The 16,127-nt window shown below is 64.2% G+C and carries 13 protein-coding genes; 9 read left to right on the forward strand and 4 right to left on the reverse strand.

Features of this window, described 5'->3' with window-relative positions:
* The first annotated feature begins 179 nt into the window (after positions 1 to 179).
* A complete protein-coding gene (locus tag DKK67_RS07765) occupies positions 180 to 1,010 on the forward strand; it encodes a UDP-2,3-diacylglucosamine diphosphatase (protein WP_111495812.1) in 831 nt (276 codons plus the stop codon).
* A gap of 25 nt (positions 1,011 to 1,035) precedes the next feature.
* Here DKK67_RS07765 and DKK67_RS07770 read toward each other — a convergent pair whose 3' ends face one another.
* Positions 1,036 to 1,554, reverse strand: coding sequence for an acyl-CoA thioesterase (locus DKK67_RS07770; protein WP_111495813.1), 519 nt, complete (start codon positions 1,552 to 1,554; stop codon positions 1,036 to 1,038).
* Positions 1,555 to 1,803: 249 nt separating this feature from the next.
* Between DKK67_RS07770 and DKK67_RS07775 the strand changes: the two genes are divergently transcribed.
* Complete coding sequence (locus DKK67_RS07775) at positions 1,804 to 3,546, forward strand: sensor domain-containing diguanylate cyclase (RefSeq protein WP_162628781.1); 1,743 nt, start codon at positions 1,804 to 1,806, stop codon at positions 3,544 to 3,546.
* Between the two features lie 334 nt (positions 3,547 to 3,880).
* Positions 3,881 to 5,017, forward strand: a complete 1,137-nt coding sequence (locus DKK67_RS07780; protein WP_228160536.1) for a methyltransferase — start codon at positions 3,881 to 3,883, stop codon at positions 5,015 to 5,017.
* Here the strand turns inward: DKK67_RS07780 and DKK67_RS07785 are convergent.
* On the reverse strand, positions 4,993 to 5,610 hold the full coding sequence (locus DKK67_RS07785; RefSeq protein WP_111495816.1) for a riboflavin synthase subunit alpha: 618 nt from the start codon (positions 5,608 to 5,610) through the stop codon (positions 4,993 to 4,995). The two genes, DKK67_RS07780 and DKK67_RS07785, sit on opposite strands and share 25 nt — an antisense overlap.
* 160 nt (positions 5,611 to 5,770) lie before the next feature.
* Between DKK67_RS07785 and DKK67_RS07790 the strand changes: the two genes are divergently transcribed.
* From DKK67_RS07790 to DKK67_RS07815, 6 genes are all read left to right on the forward strand, one after another.
* The gene (locus tag DKK67_RS07790) at positions 5,771 to 6,712 is read left to right on the forward strand and encodes a hypothetical protein (RefSeq protein ID WP_204355749.1); all 942 of its coding nucleotides are present in this window, start codon (positions 5,771 to 5,773) and stop codon (positions 6,710 to 6,712) included.
* A gap of 286 nt (positions 6,713 to 6,998) precedes the next feature.
* On the forward strand, positions 6,999 to 8,210 hold the full coding sequence (locus DKK67_RS07795; RefSeq protein ID WP_111495817.1) for an ammonium transporter: 1,212 nt from the start codon (positions 6,999 to 7,001) through the stop codon (positions 8,208 to 8,210).
* Between the two features lie 252 nt (positions 8,211 to 8,462).
* A complete protein-coding gene (locus tag DKK67_RS07800) occupies positions 8,463 to 9,122 on the forward strand; it encodes a TetR/AcrR family transcriptional regulator (protein WP_111495818.1) in 660 nt (219 codons plus the stop codon).
* A 126-nt stretch (positions 9,123 to 9,248) separates the two neighbouring features.
* Positions 9,249 to 9,737: a L,D-transpeptidase gene (locus DKK67_RS07805; RefSeq protein WP_111495819.1), complete on the forward strand. Its 489-nt coding sequence runs from the start codon at positions 9,249 to 9,251 to the stop codon at positions 9,735 to 9,737.
* 41 nt (positions 9,738 to 9,778) lie between these two features.
* A complete protein-coding gene (locus DKK67_RS07810; RefSeq protein WP_228160537.1) occupies positions 9,779 to 11,026 on the forward strand; it encodes a mechanosensitive ion channel family protein in 1,248 nt (415 codons plus the stop codon).
* Positions 11,026 to 11,805, forward strand: coding sequence for an S-methyl-5'-thioinosine phosphorylase (locus DKK67_RS07815; protein ID WP_111495821.1), 780 nt, complete (start codon positions 11,026 to 11,028; stop codon positions 11,803 to 11,805). The genes DKK67_RS07810 and DKK67_RS07815 overlap by 1 nt, the downstream gene beginning before the upstream one ends.
* A gap of 6 nt (positions 11,806 to 11,811) precedes the next feature.
* On the opposite strand, the gene DKK67_RS07820 is transcribed toward DKK67_RS07815, so the two are convergent.
* Positions 11,812 to 12,558, reverse strand: coding sequence for a CsiV family protein (locus DKK67_RS07820; protein WP_111495822.1), 747 nt, complete (start codon positions 12,556 to 12,558; stop codon positions 11,812 to 11,814).
* A gap of 54 nt (positions 12,559 to 12,612) precedes the next feature.
* On the reverse strand, positions 12,613 to 16,110 hold the full coding sequence (mfd, locus tag DKK67_RS07825) for a transcription-repair coupling factor (protein WP_111495823.1): 3,498 nt from the start codon (positions 16,108 to 16,110) through the stop codon (positions 12,613 to 12,615).
* Positions 16,111 to 16,127: the final 17 nt, after the last annotated feature.

Here is a 16,127-nt window from a genome sequence, read left to right on the forward strand (position 1 = left end):
GGCGAAGGGGCGGGCTCCCGTTGCCAAGATGTGTCCTCCAGCATAGTCCCATTAGCGGGCGGACAAAAGCGCCTTCCCCGGCCGTTTCATGCAACTGTCCCCGAATCGTCACGGCGCTGTCACGCCATGGCGGGACGCTGGCGGTGTCAGACCAATGCGCCACAGCGAGGGGGAGGCGGATGCATCAATACCGGAGCGTGTTTATCTCGGACGTTCACCTGGGGTCGGCCGATTGTCAGGCCGAATACCTGCTCGACTTTCTCGACAACGTACGATGTGAAACGCTTTACCTGGTGGGCGATATCATCGACCTGATCGCCATGCAGCGCCGGGTTCATTTTCCCAAGTCCCATCAGGAAGTGGTTCAGCGGCTGGTCCGGATCGCCGCCGACGGGACCCGCGTGATCTACGTGCCCGGCAATCACGACGAATTCCTGCGCAACTTCTGCGGCCAGACCCTGGCCGGTATCCAGCTTTTGCACAAAGCCGTGCACACCACCGCCGACGGCCGCCGTTTCGTGGTCTGCCACGGCGACCAGTTCGATCAGGTGGTGCGTTGCAGTCCGCTGCTGCTGTTGGTGGGGGACCGGGCTCACGGCCTGCTGTTGCGCCTGAACCGCTGGTTTAATCTCTGGCGCAAACTGCGCAAGAAACCCTACTGGTCGCTGGCGGCCTGGGTGAAAACGCGCATCGGTCAGGCCAAGGCGTTTATCCAGCGTTTCGAGATGGCGGCCCTGACCGCCGCGGAACGTGGCCAGTACGACGGTTACATCTGCGGCCATATCCACTCGGCCGGCTTTCGCCAGGGCACGGGCGGTCTCTACTGCAACGACGGCGACTGGGTGGAGCACTGCACGGCGCTGGTGGAAGGATTCGACGGTTCGCTGGATATCCTGCACTGGTCCGAGCGCCCGCATATCGTCGAAAGCGAGCCGCAGCGGCGCCGGACGCCGGTGCCCGAATGGCAGCCGCTGCCGGGCCAGGTGGCGGCCCGGGCCAGCCGCCACTGAATCCCGCCTGTGAGAGGCTGTTCGGTCAGGGCGCGCTGGGGTCGTTGGCTCGGGCGCGCTTGATGTCGGCCCGCATTTTCAGGCGTGCTTCCCGCCGCAAATCCGCTTCGCGATAGCGGCGTTCCTGCCTGTCTGTCTGCGTCAGTACTTCCGGCACATCGACCGGCTCACCGGCGTCGTCCAGGGCGACGAAGGTGAAGTAGGCCGACACGATGTGCCGTTCCTCGCCGGTGTAGCTGTTCTCCGCCACCACCCGTACGCCGATTTCCATCGACGAATGCCAGCTGCGATTGATCGAGGCGCGGAAGATCAGCGTGTCGTTGCCCTTGGCCGGTGCGCGGAAAGCGAAGGAATCCACCGCCGCGGTTACGCAGACCCGCCCGGAATGCCGCTCCGCCACCACCAGCGCCAGCCGGTCGCACTTGGCCATGATCATGCCGCCGAATGCGGTCTGGTGGGCGTTGAGATCGTTGGGGAAGACCTTGTAGACGTGGTCCTCGATGGCGGAGTCGGCAACCGGTCGGTGCGCGTTGCTGTCGGTCATGGCGGATCCTTTCGGGAAAATGGGTATATGAAGAACTAAACTATGGGTGCTGCTTCCGGCAGCCGCATGGAGTCGCGTTCGAAACGGGCCCGGATAGCCTTCACCAATGGTGCCCGGACGTCAAGGACGCCCCGCCGGGCAAATCGAGTGAGGTCATCAGGATGATCAGGCCTTCACCCCCTGCGCCGGGTTTGTGCCATCAACAACAATCTCAAGACGCGGCTGACGCTGCTGTTTGGTCTGCTGACCGTGACATTGACGCTGATCATCGTGGCGTTCGCGCAGGACATTGCCGTGCGCGAGCTGCGCGATCGCGTCGGGTCCAACCTCCAGGAAGTCTCCCTGCAGATGCGCGACAAGATCGAGATGGTGCTGGAAGAGCGCTATCGCGATCTGCTGGGGCTTTCCGGAGTACTGGCGCTGGACGCGGGGAAGGGCGAGTACGCTCACGTGCGGTCCATGCTGGACTCGCTCCAGGCCACCTACGACAAGTTCGCCTGGCTGGGGCTGGCCGGTGTGGACGGCCGCGTGCTGGTCAGCTCCGGCGGTGTGCTGGCCGGGGCCAGCGTGGCGGACCGCCCCTGGTTCCGGGCCGGGCTGGAAGGTCCCTACCTGGGCGACGTGCACGACGCGCAAATGCTGGCCGAGATCCTGGCGTCGGCCGGGGCTGCGCCGCTACGGCTGATCGATGTGGCGGTTCCGGTGTACTCGTCGGTCTCCGGGGAGCAGATTGGCGTGCTGGGCGCGCACCTGTACTGGTCCTGGATCCAGGAAATTGAGCGCGGCATCATCGTGCCACTGGAAAGTCGCCTGGGCGCCGAGCTGCTGGTGGTCTCCATCGACCGCCAGGTCCTGCTGGGTCCGCCCGGTACGGTGGGCACCACCCTCGATACCAACGCCGCCCGCGCTGCCCTGAGTGGCGAGACCGGCCACATGGTCGAGACCTGGCCCGACGGCGAACGCTACCTAGTGGGGTACAGCCAGACCCGGGATCACGCCCAGTATGAGGGGCTGAAATGGGCCGTGCTGCTGCGCAAGCCGGCGCGCAGTGCCTTCGAACCCGCTAACCACATCCGCAACGGCATCATCGTCGCCGGCCTGCTGTCGGCCCTGGTGTTCTGCATGCTGGCCTGGCTGGCGGCGCAGCGGGTGTCCCGCCCGCTGCTGGACATGACCCACGAGGCCGAAGCGATCAACGAAGGCCGGCGCGATGCGCGAATCTCGCCGCGGGACGATTTCGACGAGGTGAACGTGCTGTCCCGGGCCATGAACCGGCTGATTCAGGGCCTCAAGGGCCAGGAGCAGGAGTTGCGGCTGCTCAACACCACGCTGGAAGACCGGGTGGCAGCGCGCACCGAGGATCTGGAGCTGGCCAACAAGAGTCTGCGCGACGAGATCGCCATGCGCGAGCGCCTGCGCGCCGAGCGTGAGCGGATGATCCGCCAGCTCCAGGAACTGGCCAACACCGACGCGCTGACCGGCATCAGCAATCGCCGGCATTTCTTCGACGAGGGTGAGAGGCTGCTCAAGCGGGTGACCCGCCGCGACACCGGCGCGGCGCTGATCCTGTTCGATGTGGATCATTTCAAGCGCATCAACGACGCTCACGGTCACGGCGTTGGCGACGAGGCGCTCAGGCACATTGTCGCCCGGGCGCAGGACACCATCCGCGAAGTGGACCTGATCGCGCGTGTGGGCGGTGAGGAGTTCGCCATCCTGCTGGAGGACGAGGAGGGCGGCAACGTGCGGGACATCGCCGAGCGCCTGCGAGCGCTGGTGGCGACCAGTCCGCTGGTCCTTCCCGGACAGGTGGACGGGGTCTCAGGTCAGGCGAAAACGATTTCCATGACCGTCAGTCTGGGCGTCGCGCGCCTGCGGGACTGCCCCGGGCCCGATCTGGACATCCTGCTGGCCTGCGCCGACCGGGCACTCTACGAAGCCAAGGCGTCCGGCCGCAACCGCGTCTGCAGCTATCACCCGGAGCCGGCCTGAGGCGGTATGCCCAAAAGGTCCGGCGGAAACAAAAAAAGCCCCTGGGGTAAGGGGCACAGGGACATGGCGTCCCTCATCAACCTGAATCGAAAGGGCCCGCCTTCCAATCGGGCCGATGATCCCGAACTGCCCTGGGCCGGGCCCTTTGGCCGGGAATACGTTAGCATGCGCAGTCCCGGAGTGGCTCCCGATGGCCAATGTGGCACGGGGAGCCCACTGCCTCCCTACCGTACCGGCAAGGATTAGAGTATTCAGCCTAGCCGGCAAGGGGCGCGCTTCGGGGAGAATGAATGCTGAACTGGATTGAGGTTGAATGGTGTCATCGGAAACGCGGTTGAAACTGGCTGATCGAGAGCTGTCGCTCACGCGCCCCGGCAAGGGCCACAAGGACCTGCGCGCCTGGGACGCGGCCGATGAATTGCTGCTGGAAGCCTATGCCGACCACCGTGGCGACGGGCCAGCGCCACGGGTAGCCATCGTCGATGACGCCTTTGGCGCGCTGACCCTGGGGCTGGCCGACTGTCAGCCGGTGAGCCTGGCCGACAGCGCCCTGAGCCGGGAAGCCATTGCCCACAACGCTCACGCCAATGGCCTGGACGTGTCGCGGGTAGACGACTGGCGGGCGCCGCCCCAGGGACCGTTCGACCGGATTCTGGTCAAGCTGCCGCGCCAGGTGGACTACCTGGAATACATCCTGCGCTGGGCCAACGAGGTGCTCGCGCCGGATGGGCTCGTGCTCGGTGCTGCGATGATCAAGCACATGCCCGCTGGCTGCGCCGATCGGTTCACCCGGTTGATGGGCTCCAACGAGCCGCAGCCGGCCCGGCGCAAGGCGCGGGTGGTGCTGGCCCGCCCGGGTGAGCCTCGGCTGGATGGCTGGGCAGGGCTGTGGCGAGGCTATCGCACGGCGGACGGCTGGGGCGCGGAGGGCCTGCCGGCGGTGTTTGCCCGCGAGCGACTGGATATCGGCACCCAGATGTTCCTGCCCGTTGTCCGGGAACAGGTCCAGGCTCTGCCGACCGGCGCCCGGGTGCTGGACCTGGGGTGCGGTAACGGCGTCCTTGGGTTGAGCGCCCTGAACCTGCGGCCGGATCTGGCGGTGACTTTCTGTGATGTGTCGAGCCAGGCGATTGCCAGCGCCCGCCATAACCACGACCGGGCGCTGCCGGGGACGACGGCCCGGTTCCACCACGTCGACGGTGTGCCCCAAGGGGAGAGGTTCGATCTGATCCTGTGCAATCCGCCGTTCCATGAGGGTGGGACGGTGGGCGATCACATTGCCCTGCGCCTGTTCCGGCAGTCCGCGCGCGCCCTGACCGGCAAGGGGCGTCTGCTGGTGGTGGGGAACCGGCACCTGGGCTATCACGTCAAGCTCAAGCGTCAGTTCCGGCAGGTTCGCCAGCGGGCGGCGGATCCAAAATTCGTGGTTTTCGAGTGCGCGCCGCGTCAGACCGAGGGCGGGCGGTCGTAACCCAGTCGTGCCAGGGTGTCGACGATGGTCTGGGTCTGGCTGTCGATCTCGATATTGACGTTGTCGCCGACCGTCAGGTCGCCGAATGTGGTGACCCGCAGGGTTTCCGGGATCAGGTGGACGTTGAAGGTGTCGCCCTCCACCTCGCCGATGGTGAGGCTGGCGCCGTTGATCGCGATGTAGCCCTTGGCGAAGATGTACTTCATCCATTGGGGTGGCACGCGGAAATACAGGGTGCGGTTGTTTTCCGGCGCCTCGATCCGGGAGACCTCTGCCACCGTGTGGACGTGGCCGGACAGCAGGTGGCCGCCGATCTCGTCGCCGATCCGTGCGGCGCGCTCGAAATTGATCCGGTCGCCTGCCTTCAGGCTGTCGAGTGTGGTGAGGGTCAGGGTTTCCTGCATGGCGTCGAACCAGAGGCGGTTGCCGGCCTGTCGCGTCACCGTCAGGCAGGTGCCGTTGATGGAGACGGACGCGCCGATAGCCACCGCTTCGACCTGGTCAGCGGGGAATTCGAGGACGTAGGTGGCCAGCCCCGGCTTCTGATCGACGGAAACGACGTGGGCCTGGCCCTGGACAATACCGGTAAACATGGTAACTCCCGCTGTATGGATTCGGAGCCGTAGGATAGCGGGGCTGCCGGAAGCTGCCAAGCGCGAAGCATGCCGTTGGGTTTGTCCTCAAGGTTGCGGGCAGCCGGCCGATAACAGAATGAACAGGTATGGATCGGATTCGGGGTGGAGGAGCACGGGCATGGCAGTAAGCAACGCAAAAGAGCGGCCAACGCCTGTGCTGCAGCCCGGGCGTCCGGCGGACCCGGTCCCGCCGGAGGCGACGCCTGCCCCCGATAAGCAACTGATGCCGGAACAGGCCCCTCAATCCCGGGGGAGGACGGAGCCAGAGGCTGAATCCCAGACCGAATCGCCGCATTCCACGGATGAAGCGATCGATGACCGGGATGAGGGCGCCGATGAATCCGGGCCGGGCGAATCGCGGGAGCAGGTCATGGTGCGTCGGGGCAACCGGCGCCGTCTGCTCCGGCAGTGTGAGCGGGTCCTGTTGCTGGATTTCGCGACCCTGTCCATGCCCGACTGGCCGGACAATTTCTCCATGGCCGCCGCCCGTCGGCGTCGCGATCTGTGGTTGTTCTCCGCAACGCTCGCTGGCGCGGTGTTCCTGTGCGGTATTCCCGGCATCGTGCCGGCCTGGGTGGCGGGCACCGGTTTTGGCGCTTTCGTGCTGATCGCCCTGGCCGGAGTGCCGTTCATCCGGCGCATCTTCTCCAGCAAACCCAGTTATATGGAACTGTTGCTGCGACGCCAGCACCGGCTGCGGGAAGCGCGCAGCCACATCAACCATCTGGAGGGCGAGGAGGGACTGGCCTGGCAGTGCGCCATGATGGCCGATTTCAACCCCGCCCTGCGCTCGACCCGATTCAGCGGGCTGGTCAATCTCTCCGAAAAACGCATCCTGGCGAAGAGCCTGCGCCGGCGCGAGCACTTTCGTCTCTACCTGATCTACATGCTGGAAGCCGAGAAAGCCTACGATCGCCTGCAGGCCGGTTACTTCGAGGATCATCAGCACGCCATCGACCAGGGATGGCTCGACGGCGGGCCGGCGGAGGACGCCTCGACTCAGGCTACGGAGGGCGAAGAGCCCGAAGATGCCGAGGACGCGGAGCGTCCCGAAACCTGATACCGACTTCGAATGAGCCGTTTTAGGGCGGATCACGGTAATCGGTTTGCTGCCTTCCGGTGCGTTATCGCGTCATATCCGTGCATAAAGCACTGAAACGGTGCGTTTTATTCGATCCATATTGCTGCTAACGCTAATCCCGCCTTCGTTTATTCCGCATAACTCGCTGTTCTGACTCGTTGTGACTCATTTTGGAACACATCTTGTATCCCTGCGCTCCCCAATGATGCGTGGAGGCCTGCCTCCGGATCTAAACACCATCCATCGAATTTGGGAGTAAGTTATCGTGGAAGTCACGAGTGCCGTCGAGACGCTGCTGCAGAGCGCCAACACCTTCTTCCTGTTGCTGGGGGCGATCATGGTGCTGGCCATGCACGCCGGCTTCGCGTTCCTGGAAGTGGGGACCGTCCGCCACAAGAACCAGGTCAATGCCCTGGTGAAGATCATGACGGACTTCGGGGTCTCGACGCTGGCCTATTTCTTCGTCGGCTACACGGTGGCCTATCAGACGGACTTTTTCGCCAATGCGACGGAGCTGACCCAGGCCAACGGCTACGATCTGGTCAAGTTCTTCTTCCTGCTGACGTTTGCCGCGGCGATTCCCGCCATTGTGTCTGGCGGCATTGCCGAGCGGGCGCGTTTCTACCCGATGCTCATTGCCTCAGCGCTGATCGTGGCGTTGGTTTATCCCTTCTTCGAGGGCATCGTCTGGAACGGCAACTACGGTTTCCAGGCGTGGCTTGAGGCTCAGTTCGGCGCCGGCTTCCATGACTTCGCCGGCTCCGTGGTGGTGCATGGTGTGGGCGGCTGGATCGCGCTGGCCGCGGTCCTGGTTCTTGGCGCGCGGACCGGGCGCTATCGCAACGGTCGTGTGGTGGCCTTCGCGCCGTCCAACATTCCGTTCCTGGCGCTGGGCGCCTGGATTCTCACGGTTGGCTGGTTTGGCTTCAACGTGATGTCCGCGCAAACCCTGGACGGCATCAGTGGTCTGGTGGCGGTCAACAGTCTGATGGCTATGGTCGGTGGCATCGTGGTTTCCATGCTGGTGGGGCGCAAGGACCCGGGCTTTATCCATAATGGGCCGCTGGCCGGCCTGGTGGCGGTGTGCGCCGGGTCCGACCTGATGCATCCGATTGGCGCCCTGGTCACCGGCGGTGTGGCCGGCGCGCTCTTTGTGTTCCTGTTCGAGTGGGCGCAGAACCGCATCACCCGCCTGGACGACGTTCTGGGTGTCTGGCCGCTGCACGGTGTGTGTGGTGTCTGGGGCGGTATCGCTGCCGGTATCTTCGGCCAGGCCGGTCTGGGTGGTCTGGGCGGTGTCAGCCTGATGGCGCAGATCGTCGGTTCGCTGGCGGGCGTGATCGTGGCGCTGGTCGGTGGCTTCATCGTCTACGGTATCGTGAATGCGGTGAGCCGCGTGCGCCTGTCCCAGGAAGAGGAGTACGAGGGCGCCGACCTCGCCATTCATCGCATTGCGGCGACGTCCATGGACAAGTAAGCTCGGGCTCACGCAACGCGTGTTCGCCAGGGATGAAATCGAAGCGCAGGTGTCATTGACCCTGCGCTTTGTTGTTTGTGTAAGGCGGCTGCTTGTAGAACGAGGGCCGCTTATAGAAGGGAGCGGTAGGTGTCCGTTCGATCGAGCCAGGTCAGGGCGCCTGGCAATAGATTCGGCACGGCTTGACAACATCAGGTGTCAAACGTATGTTTTAAACATTCGTTTGTCTATTTTATACCCTGGCAGAATATTATGGCGCAGTCCGATACCGTCGATCGCATCCTGGATGCCGCAGAAGAACTGTTTGCAGAGCGCGGGTTTTCCGAAACCTCGCTGCGGATGATCACCAGTAAGGCTAGCGTCAACCTGGCCGCCGTCAACTACCATTTCGGGTCCAAGAACGCGCTGATCCAGGCCGTTTTCGCCCGCTTCCTGACGCCATTCTCGGAAACCCTGGAAAACGCCTTCGATGATCTGGAGCGCCGCTGCGCCGGCCAGCCGGCGTCGCTGGAGCAGATTCTCTGGGTGCTGACCGAAAGCGCGGTGCGGATGCCGCATCGCAACGAGAAGGGCATCTCCATCTTCATGCGCCTGCTGGGTCTGGCCTACACCCAGTCCCAGGGACACCTGCGCAAGTTTCTGGAAGCGGAATACAGCGAGCCCTTCGGTCGCCTGATGTCGTTGCTCAAGGCCGGTACGCCGCAACTGTCGGCGGTGGACCGCTACTGGCGCATCCAGTTCATGCTGGGCGCGACCGCCTTCACCATGTCCAGCAGTGACGCCCTGCGGGAAATCCTCGAGAACAAGCTGGGCGTGGACACCACGGTCCAGGAAATCGCCGCCCGCCTGGTGCCCTTCCTCGCCGCGGGGCTGAAAGCCGACGATCCGGTGTCGGTCTCCCGCACGGCCTGACCCGATCACGGCCCGCCGTTGGCGGGTCTGTCTCACCCTTCGACAATTGCCTCCCCGAAGCGGCCTGGTGTACTGTCCGCGCCTGTGACGTATCATTGACGCGACTGGACACCAGCCGGAGACTTCATGGCGTTAGCCCACCACCTCTACATCCGCATTCCCGAACAGACCCTGGTTGCCGAGATGGCGGACGGTTCGACGCGTACCTACGCGGTGTCCACGGCCGCCAATGGTCCCGGCGAAGCCGACGGTTCCGGCTGCACGCCGCGCGGCGACCATTACGTGCGCGCCTGTATCGGCGCTGAGCAGCCGCTGGGAGCGGTTTTCCGGGGGCGCCGGGCCACAGGGGAGGTGTATTCCAGCGAGCTCGCGACAGCGCATCCCGAGCGCGACTGGATCCTCACCCGCATCCTCTGGCTTTGTGGTCGCGAAACCGGCCGCAACCGCGGTGGCCAGGTCGACTCCATGCGCCGCTATATCTATATTCACGGCACTCCGGACTCGGAACCGATGGGCGAACCCCGCTCTCACGGTTGCGTGCGCATGCGCAACGCCGATGTGCTGGAGTTGTTTGATTGTGTTCGCCCCGGCACGCCTGTGCTGATTGAGGGTTGATGTCGGCCCCGCCCGGGGCGCTGTATTCAGGGAGACAGGATTTGGAAGACGCACCGCAAGGTCTGGAGCGCTGGATCGAGAATTACACGCTGCTGTCGCTTGAGTGGCGAGTGGCCATTGCCGTTTTCGCGTTGGTGTTTGCCACCGCGGTGGTGGCGTTCATTGTCAGCCGGGTGATCCTGCGGCTGGAGAGCAAGTTCGGCAAGACCCGGAATCTCTGGGACGACGCTTTCCTGCACGCCCTGCGCAAACCCGCCGTCGGTTTCGTCTGGCTGCAGGGGGTCTACTGGGCCGCGACGTTGGCCCACCGCTATTCGGACGCGGAAATCTTCAAGGCCAACGCCACGATTCTCAAGGTTGGCTTGATCTGGCTTTTTGTCTGGACGCTGTGGGGGTTTGTCAAGCAGGCGGAAACCATCCTGGCGTCGCCGTCGAAAATGCGCCGTCCGATGGACTACACCACGGTGATGGCGGTGAGCAAGCTGGCCCGGGCCGTAGTGGTGGTCACTGCCGTACTGATCGTCATGGAATCCCTGGGCTATAGCATTTCCGGGGTGCTGGCGTTCGGCGGTATCGGCGGTATCGCCATCGGTTTTGCGGCGAAGGACCTGCTGGCCAACCTGTTCGGCGGTCTGGTGGTTCACATGGACCGGCCGTTCAAAGTGGGGGACTGGATCCGTTCGCCGGACCAGGAAATCGAGGGCACGGTCGAACACATCGGCTGGCGTATGACCACCATCCGCACGTTCGACAAACGCCCGCTCTACGTGCCCAACGCGGTGTTCACCACCATCTCCGTGGAAAACCCGTCGCGCATGACCAACCGACGCATCAACGAAACCATCGGCATCCGCTATCTGGACGTCAGCGAAATGGGGGCGATTGTCCACGATATCCGGGACATGCTGAAAGAGCACGACGAAATCGATACCGATCAAACGTTAATCGTGAACTTCCTGCGCTTCAATAACTCCTCTCTCGATATCATGGTGTACACCTTCACCAAGACCGTCGAGTGGGTGAAGTTCCACGCGATCAAGCAGGATGTGCTGCTGCGCATCAGCGAGATCATCGCCGGTTACGGTGCCGAGGTGGCTTTCCCGACGCGCACGTTGCACGTGGCGGACACGCTGCGTCTGGCCCAGGATAAAACCGGTGACCAGGAAGGCGCCGGCGACGAGAGGGAGGATTCGGCGCAGAATCGGCCGTCTTACCGCGAGGCGGATGATCTGGAACACTTTGAGGCGGACACCCAGGCCAATCGCACCACATACGGAGACGCAGACTGATGAGCGCCAACGAAAACCGGGACAAAGCCGTGATCGGCATTATTGGCGGCACCGGACTGACCGAGCTGGACGGCCTGGAGATCACGGGTCAGCAGGAGATGGAAACGCCTTGGGGCAAACCGTCAGCGCCGCTGGTGCACGGCCGACTCAACGACGTTCCGGTTATTTTCCTGGCGCGCCACGGCAATCCGCACCGCATCCCGCCCCACCAAGTGAACTATCGGGCCAACCTCTGGGCGCTGCGTGAAGCCGGTGTGCGCACCGTTATCGGTGTGAACGCGGTGGGTGGTATTCACACGGCGATGGGGCCGGCGCAGATTGTCATTCCGGACCAACTGATCGACTACACCTGGGGGCGCCCCAGTACCTTCTTCGAGGGCGATCTGGAGCAAGTCACGCACATCGATTTCACCTTCCCGTACACCGAAGCCCTGCGCGCGGCGCTGAAGTCCGCGGCCCTGGATCGTGGTGTTCACTGCCTGGATTTCGGTGTCTACGCCGCGACCCAGGGGCCACGTCTGGAAACGGCGGCGGAAGTGCGTCGGCTGGAGCGGGACGGCTGCGACCTGATCGGCATGACCGGCATGCCGGAAGCGGCGTTGGCCGCGGAACTGGAGCTGGAATACGGCTGTCTGGCGCTGGTGGTGAACTGGGCGGCCGGCAAGTCCGACCACATCATCACCATGGATGAGATCCAGGCTGCCATCGATGAGGGGATGTCAGGCGTCAGGGAGATCCTGACGCAGCTGATCGGGAGCGGTTACTCGCCGGGGGCTTGATGCCCCTTATTGAGCGTCCAGCGGCTGGAAGTAAATCAGCAGGCCGAGGGTGGGGGAGTCCAGGTAGTGGATTTCCTTGCTGCGCATACGGCGGGTCTGGTGCAGCCAGGTGAGCAACTCGCGCTGGGGTTGGGCCTGGCCCGGCTGGCCATTGCCTTCAGTCGCGGCATCCTGGTTGCCATCGACCAGATACGGGTTGTCGGACAGGTCCTGCCCTTGACCATCGGCCGTGGCGTCGTTCTGTCCTGACCGGTCTGTCGAGGCGGCCTGCCACTGATTCAGGTGCGCGGTGACGTGCAGGTACCGAACCCGGTCGATATCGATGTAGCCTTCCACCGCACGGTCACCGGCCGAATCGATCACATCACCCAGCTCGATGCGCATGGGTTCGCCCTTGTAGTCCGGCGGGAACGATTGCGTCCAGCCGGTGGCCATCAGGATCCGGTAGCCGCCGCTGTTCTCCAGGCGGCTGGCGGCACTGCTCAGGTATAGCTGGTTGCGTGGCACCAGCGACAGGTCGGAAACGACCTGGCCGTTGGTGTTGGTGACCCAGAGGTTGCGCGTCACGTCGGGGGTTTCCTGGGGCTGGCGGGTCTGCATCTGCTCGGCCAGGTCATCGCTGGCGCCAATGCGTTCGAACAGCACCAGCTCGGCGCGATAGAGGTTGTCATCGGCGGCGGCCTTGCCGGCCAGCGCAAACAGGGTCATGGCGAGCGCCAGGGGCGCCAGCCAGCGTGTCTGGAAATCCTGCAAAACTCCGTACTCCGTTTCTGGGCCAGCACATCTGGCCGCGTGTGCGGTGGCCGGTCAGGCGGGCGCTTTTTCCAGTTCGCCCAGCATGTCCGAGACGCCGGCCAGTTTACCATCGGTTGTGGTGTCCTTCAGCCGGAAGCGGAAGGTGTTGGCGCCCTCGAGTTTATAGGAATGCGGCGCGCTCTGAACTTTCTGGACAAGAATTAACGGATCCACCGGCGTGTTGTTGCCGAATTCCAGGCGCCCCCATTCGCTGCCGGCGTCGATCTTGGCGATGCCCAGACACTCGGCGCGGATGCGCAGCTGGGACTGGCGCATCAGGTTCTTGGCCGGGTCGGGGAGCAGCCCGAAGCGGTCGATCATCTCCACCTGCAGCTCTTTCAGCTCGTCCTGTGTCCTGGTGCTGGCGATACGCTTGTAGAGCATCAGCCGGTTGTGGACGTCGGGCAGGTAATCGTCTGGGATCAGGGCGGGAATGCGCAGGTTGATCTCGGTGCCGTGACTCAAGGGTAATTCGGCGTTCGGGGTGCGCCCCTCGCGGATAGCTTTCACCGCTTCGTCGAGCAGCTCCATGTACAGTGTGAAGCCGATGCTCTCGATCTGGCCGCTCTGTTCCTCGCCGAGCAGTTCGCCGGCGCCGCGGATTTCCAGATCCTGGGTGGCCAGCATGAAGCCCGCGCCCAGGTCCTGGGCCATGGAAATGGCCTCCAGGCGTTTTTCCGCGTCGGACGACAGGCTCTTGGGCGGCGGCGTCAGCAGATAGGCGTAGGCCTGGTGGTGGGACCGCCCGACTCGCCCACGCAACTGGTGCAACTGGGCGAGGCCGAACTTGTCGGCCCGTTCGATGATGATGGTGTTGGCGCTGGGAATGTCGATCCCGGTTTCGATGATGGTGGTGCACACCAGCACGTTGAAGCGCTTGTGGTAGAAGTCGGACATGATCTGTTCCAGCTCCCGCTCACGCATCTGGCCGTGGGCCACGCCGACCCGGGCTTCCGGGATGAGGTCGCGCAGCTCTTCCGCTGTTTTCTCGATGGTGCTGACTTCGTTGTGCAGGAAGTAGACCTGACCGCCCCGCAGGATTTCCCGCAGGATCGCTTCTTTCACCAGGGCGTCTTCACGCTGGCGTACGAACGTTTTCACCGACAGGCGACGTGCCGGCGGCGTGGCGATGATCGACAGGTCCCGCAGATGGCCCATGGCCATGTTGAGCGTGCGGGGAATCGGTGTGGCGGTCAGGGTCAGCAGGTCCACTTCCGCGCGCAGGGCTTTGAGCCGCTCTTTCTGCTGCACACCGAAGCGGTGTTCCTCGTCGATGATCACCAGTCCCAGGTTCTTGAACCTGACGTCCCCCTGGATCAGCTTGTGGGTGCCAATCACGATGTCGGCCTTGCCGGATTCGGCGTGCTCCAGCGTCTGGCTGGCCTGCTTGCCGGTGCGGAAGCGGCTCAGCAGTTCCACGTTAACCGGTGTGTCGGCGAAACGGTCGCGGAACGACTCATAGTGCTGCTGGGCCAACAGGGTGGTGGGGACGAGCACCGCCACCTGCTTGCCGGAATAGGAAGCGATGAAGGCCGCGCGCATCGCGACCTCGGTCTTGCCGAAGCCCACGTCACCGCAGACCAGTCGGTCCATCGGGCGTTCGCTGACCATGTCCGCCATGACCGCGTCGATGGCGGCCTGCTGGTCGGGGGTTTCCTCGAACGGGAAGCCTGCGGCGAAGGCGCGGTAGTTCTCCGCCGGGTCGTCGAACACGAAGCCCTTGCGGGCCTCCCGGCGAGCGTAGACGTCGAGCAGTTCGGCGGCGGTGTCGCGGATCTTCTCCAGCGCTTTCTGCTTGGCCTGGTTCCAGCGATCGGTGCCCAGCTTGTGCAGCGGCGCCAGCTCGGTTTCAGCGCCGGCGTAGCGGGAAATCAGGTGCAGGCTGGATACCGGCACGTAGAGTTTGGCGTTGTTGGCGTATTCCAGGGTCAGGAATTCTTCGGCGTTGTCCTTGTCCACGGCGATGGTCTGCAGCCCCTGGTAGCGGCCGACGCCGTGATCGATGTGCACCACGGGCGAGCCGATGCGCAGTTCGGAGAGGTCGCGGTAGCCGGCGTCGTTCAGCTCGGTCGGCTTTTCCCGGCGTCGTTGCTGCAGCACCCGTTCGCCGAACAGCTCGGTTTCGGTAATCAGAGCGGTGTGCTGATCGGGCAGGGCAAAGCCCGCGTCGAGGGCGGCAATGGTGACGCCCAGCGCCGGTGACTGCTCACAGAAGGCCTGCCAGTCCGCGAGAGCGTCCGGGCGCAGGTCGTAGTCGGCCAGGTTATCGATCAGCGACTCGCGCCGGCCGGCGGATTCCACGCACAGCAGCACGCTTCCCTCGAAATCCGCCAGGTAGGCCTTGAGCCGGTGCGCGGGATCCTTGGCGCGACCGTCCATGGCGACGTAGGGCAGCGCGGCACTGTGGCAGGTACGCTCGCGGGCCCCGGCGTCGGCCGGGTCGGTCTGCACCGAGACGCGCGGGAAACGCTTGATCCAGCCGTAGCATTCGTCCTTCGCCATGAACAGTTGGCGCGGCTCTAGGATCGGGCGCATGCGATCGTAGCGGCGGTCTTCGTAGCGCTGCTCTACTTCGTCGCGGGCGTGGTTGAGAGCGTCTTCCAGGCCGGCCAGGGTGACCACGCGGGTGCTGCCTGGCAGGTAGTCGAACAGGGTGGCGGTGGCGTCGAAGAACAGCGGCAGATAGTACTCAATGCCCGGCGGTGTGATGCCCTGGCTGACGTCCTTGTAGATCGGGGCGTCCTTGTCGGCGTGGGGAAAGTGCTCGAACCACTGGTTGCGGAACGTGGAACGGGCTTCCTTGTGCCAGGGAAATTCGTTGGCCGGCAGCAGTTCGATGCGCTCGATACGGTCTACCGAGCGCTGAGTTTCCGGATCGAAGGTGCGAAGTGTTTCGATTTCGTCATCAAACAGGTCGATCCGGTAGGGCTGGGTGGCGCCCATCGGGAAGATGTCGAGAATGGCGCCGCGTACCGCGTACTCGCCGTGTTCGTAGACGTTCTCCGTGTGTCGGTAGCCGGCCGCCTCCAACTGGTTGCGCCAGGCATCGATGTCCAGCGACTGGCCGATCTCCAGCAACAGCGTGTTGCCCTGCAGGTACGACGGCGGAGCCAGGCGATGGAGCAGGGTACGTGCCGGCACCACGAGCAGCCCCCGCTGGGCCTGGGGAAGGCGGTGTAGCGTGCGGATGCGCCGCGAGATGATGTCCTGGTGCGGCGAGAACATGTCGTAGGGCAGCGTTTCCCAGTCCGGCAGCGAGAGTAGCTCCAGGCCATCCGCCGTGGTGGTCGTCTGGTCATCGTCCGCCGGCAGCCCCAGAAAAAAGCGCAGGGCCTGTTCCAGGCGAATGGCTTCGTCGGTGCTGGCCGTAATCACCAGGGTCAGCCCATCGTGCTGCCGGGCGCCCTCGCAGATCGCCAGGGCCTGGCTGGCGCCGTGCAGGCCGCTCCAGATCTCGTGGCTGGCCGGCTGGGTGGGCATCTCGGGAGCGATAAGGCTGGGCTGTGTCATGGATCGTGTGGTTCCTG

Source organism: Marinobacter bohaiensis (assembly GCF_003258515.1).
In the GTDB taxonomy this organism is placed as follows: Bacteria; Pseudomonadota; Gammaproteobacteria; order Pseudomonadales; family Oleiphilaceae; genus Marinobacter_A; species Marinobacter_A bohaiensis.

Bases quoted from the DNA above. Each gene is read 5' to 3' on its own strand.
- DKK67_RS07815 (WP_111495821.1), top strand. From the start codon at position 11,026: ATGAGCGCCAACGAAAACCGGGACAAAGCCGTGATCGGCATTATTGGC.
- DKK67_RS07785 (WP_111495816.1), bottom strand. From the start codon at position 5,610: ATGTTTACCGGTATTGTCCAGGGCCAGGCCCACGTCGTTTCCGTCGAT.
- DKK67_RS07790 (WP_204355749.1), top strand. From the start codon at position 5,771: ATGGCAGTAAGCAACGCAAAAGAGCGGCCAACGCCTGTGCTGCAGCCC.
- DKK67_RS07805 (WP_111495819.1), top strand. From the start codon at position 9,249: ATGGCGTTAGCCCACCACCTCTACATCCGCATTCCCGAACAGACCCTG.
- DKK67_RS07800 (WP_111495818.1), top strand. From the start codon at position 8,463: ATGGCGCAGTCCGATACCGTCGATCGCATCCTGGATGCCGCAGAAGAA.
- DKK67_RS07765 (WP_111495812.1), top strand. From the start codon at position 180: ATGCATCAATACCGGAGCGTGTTTATCTCGGACGTTCACCTGGGGTCG.
- DKK67_RS07770 (WP_111495813.1), bottom strand. From the start codon at position 1,554: ATGACCGACAGCAACGCGCACCGACCGGTTGCCGACTCCGCCATCGAG.
- mfd (WP_111495823.1), bottom strand. From the start codon at position 16,110: ATGACACAGCCCAGCCTTATCGCTCCCGAGATGCCCACCCAGCCGGCC.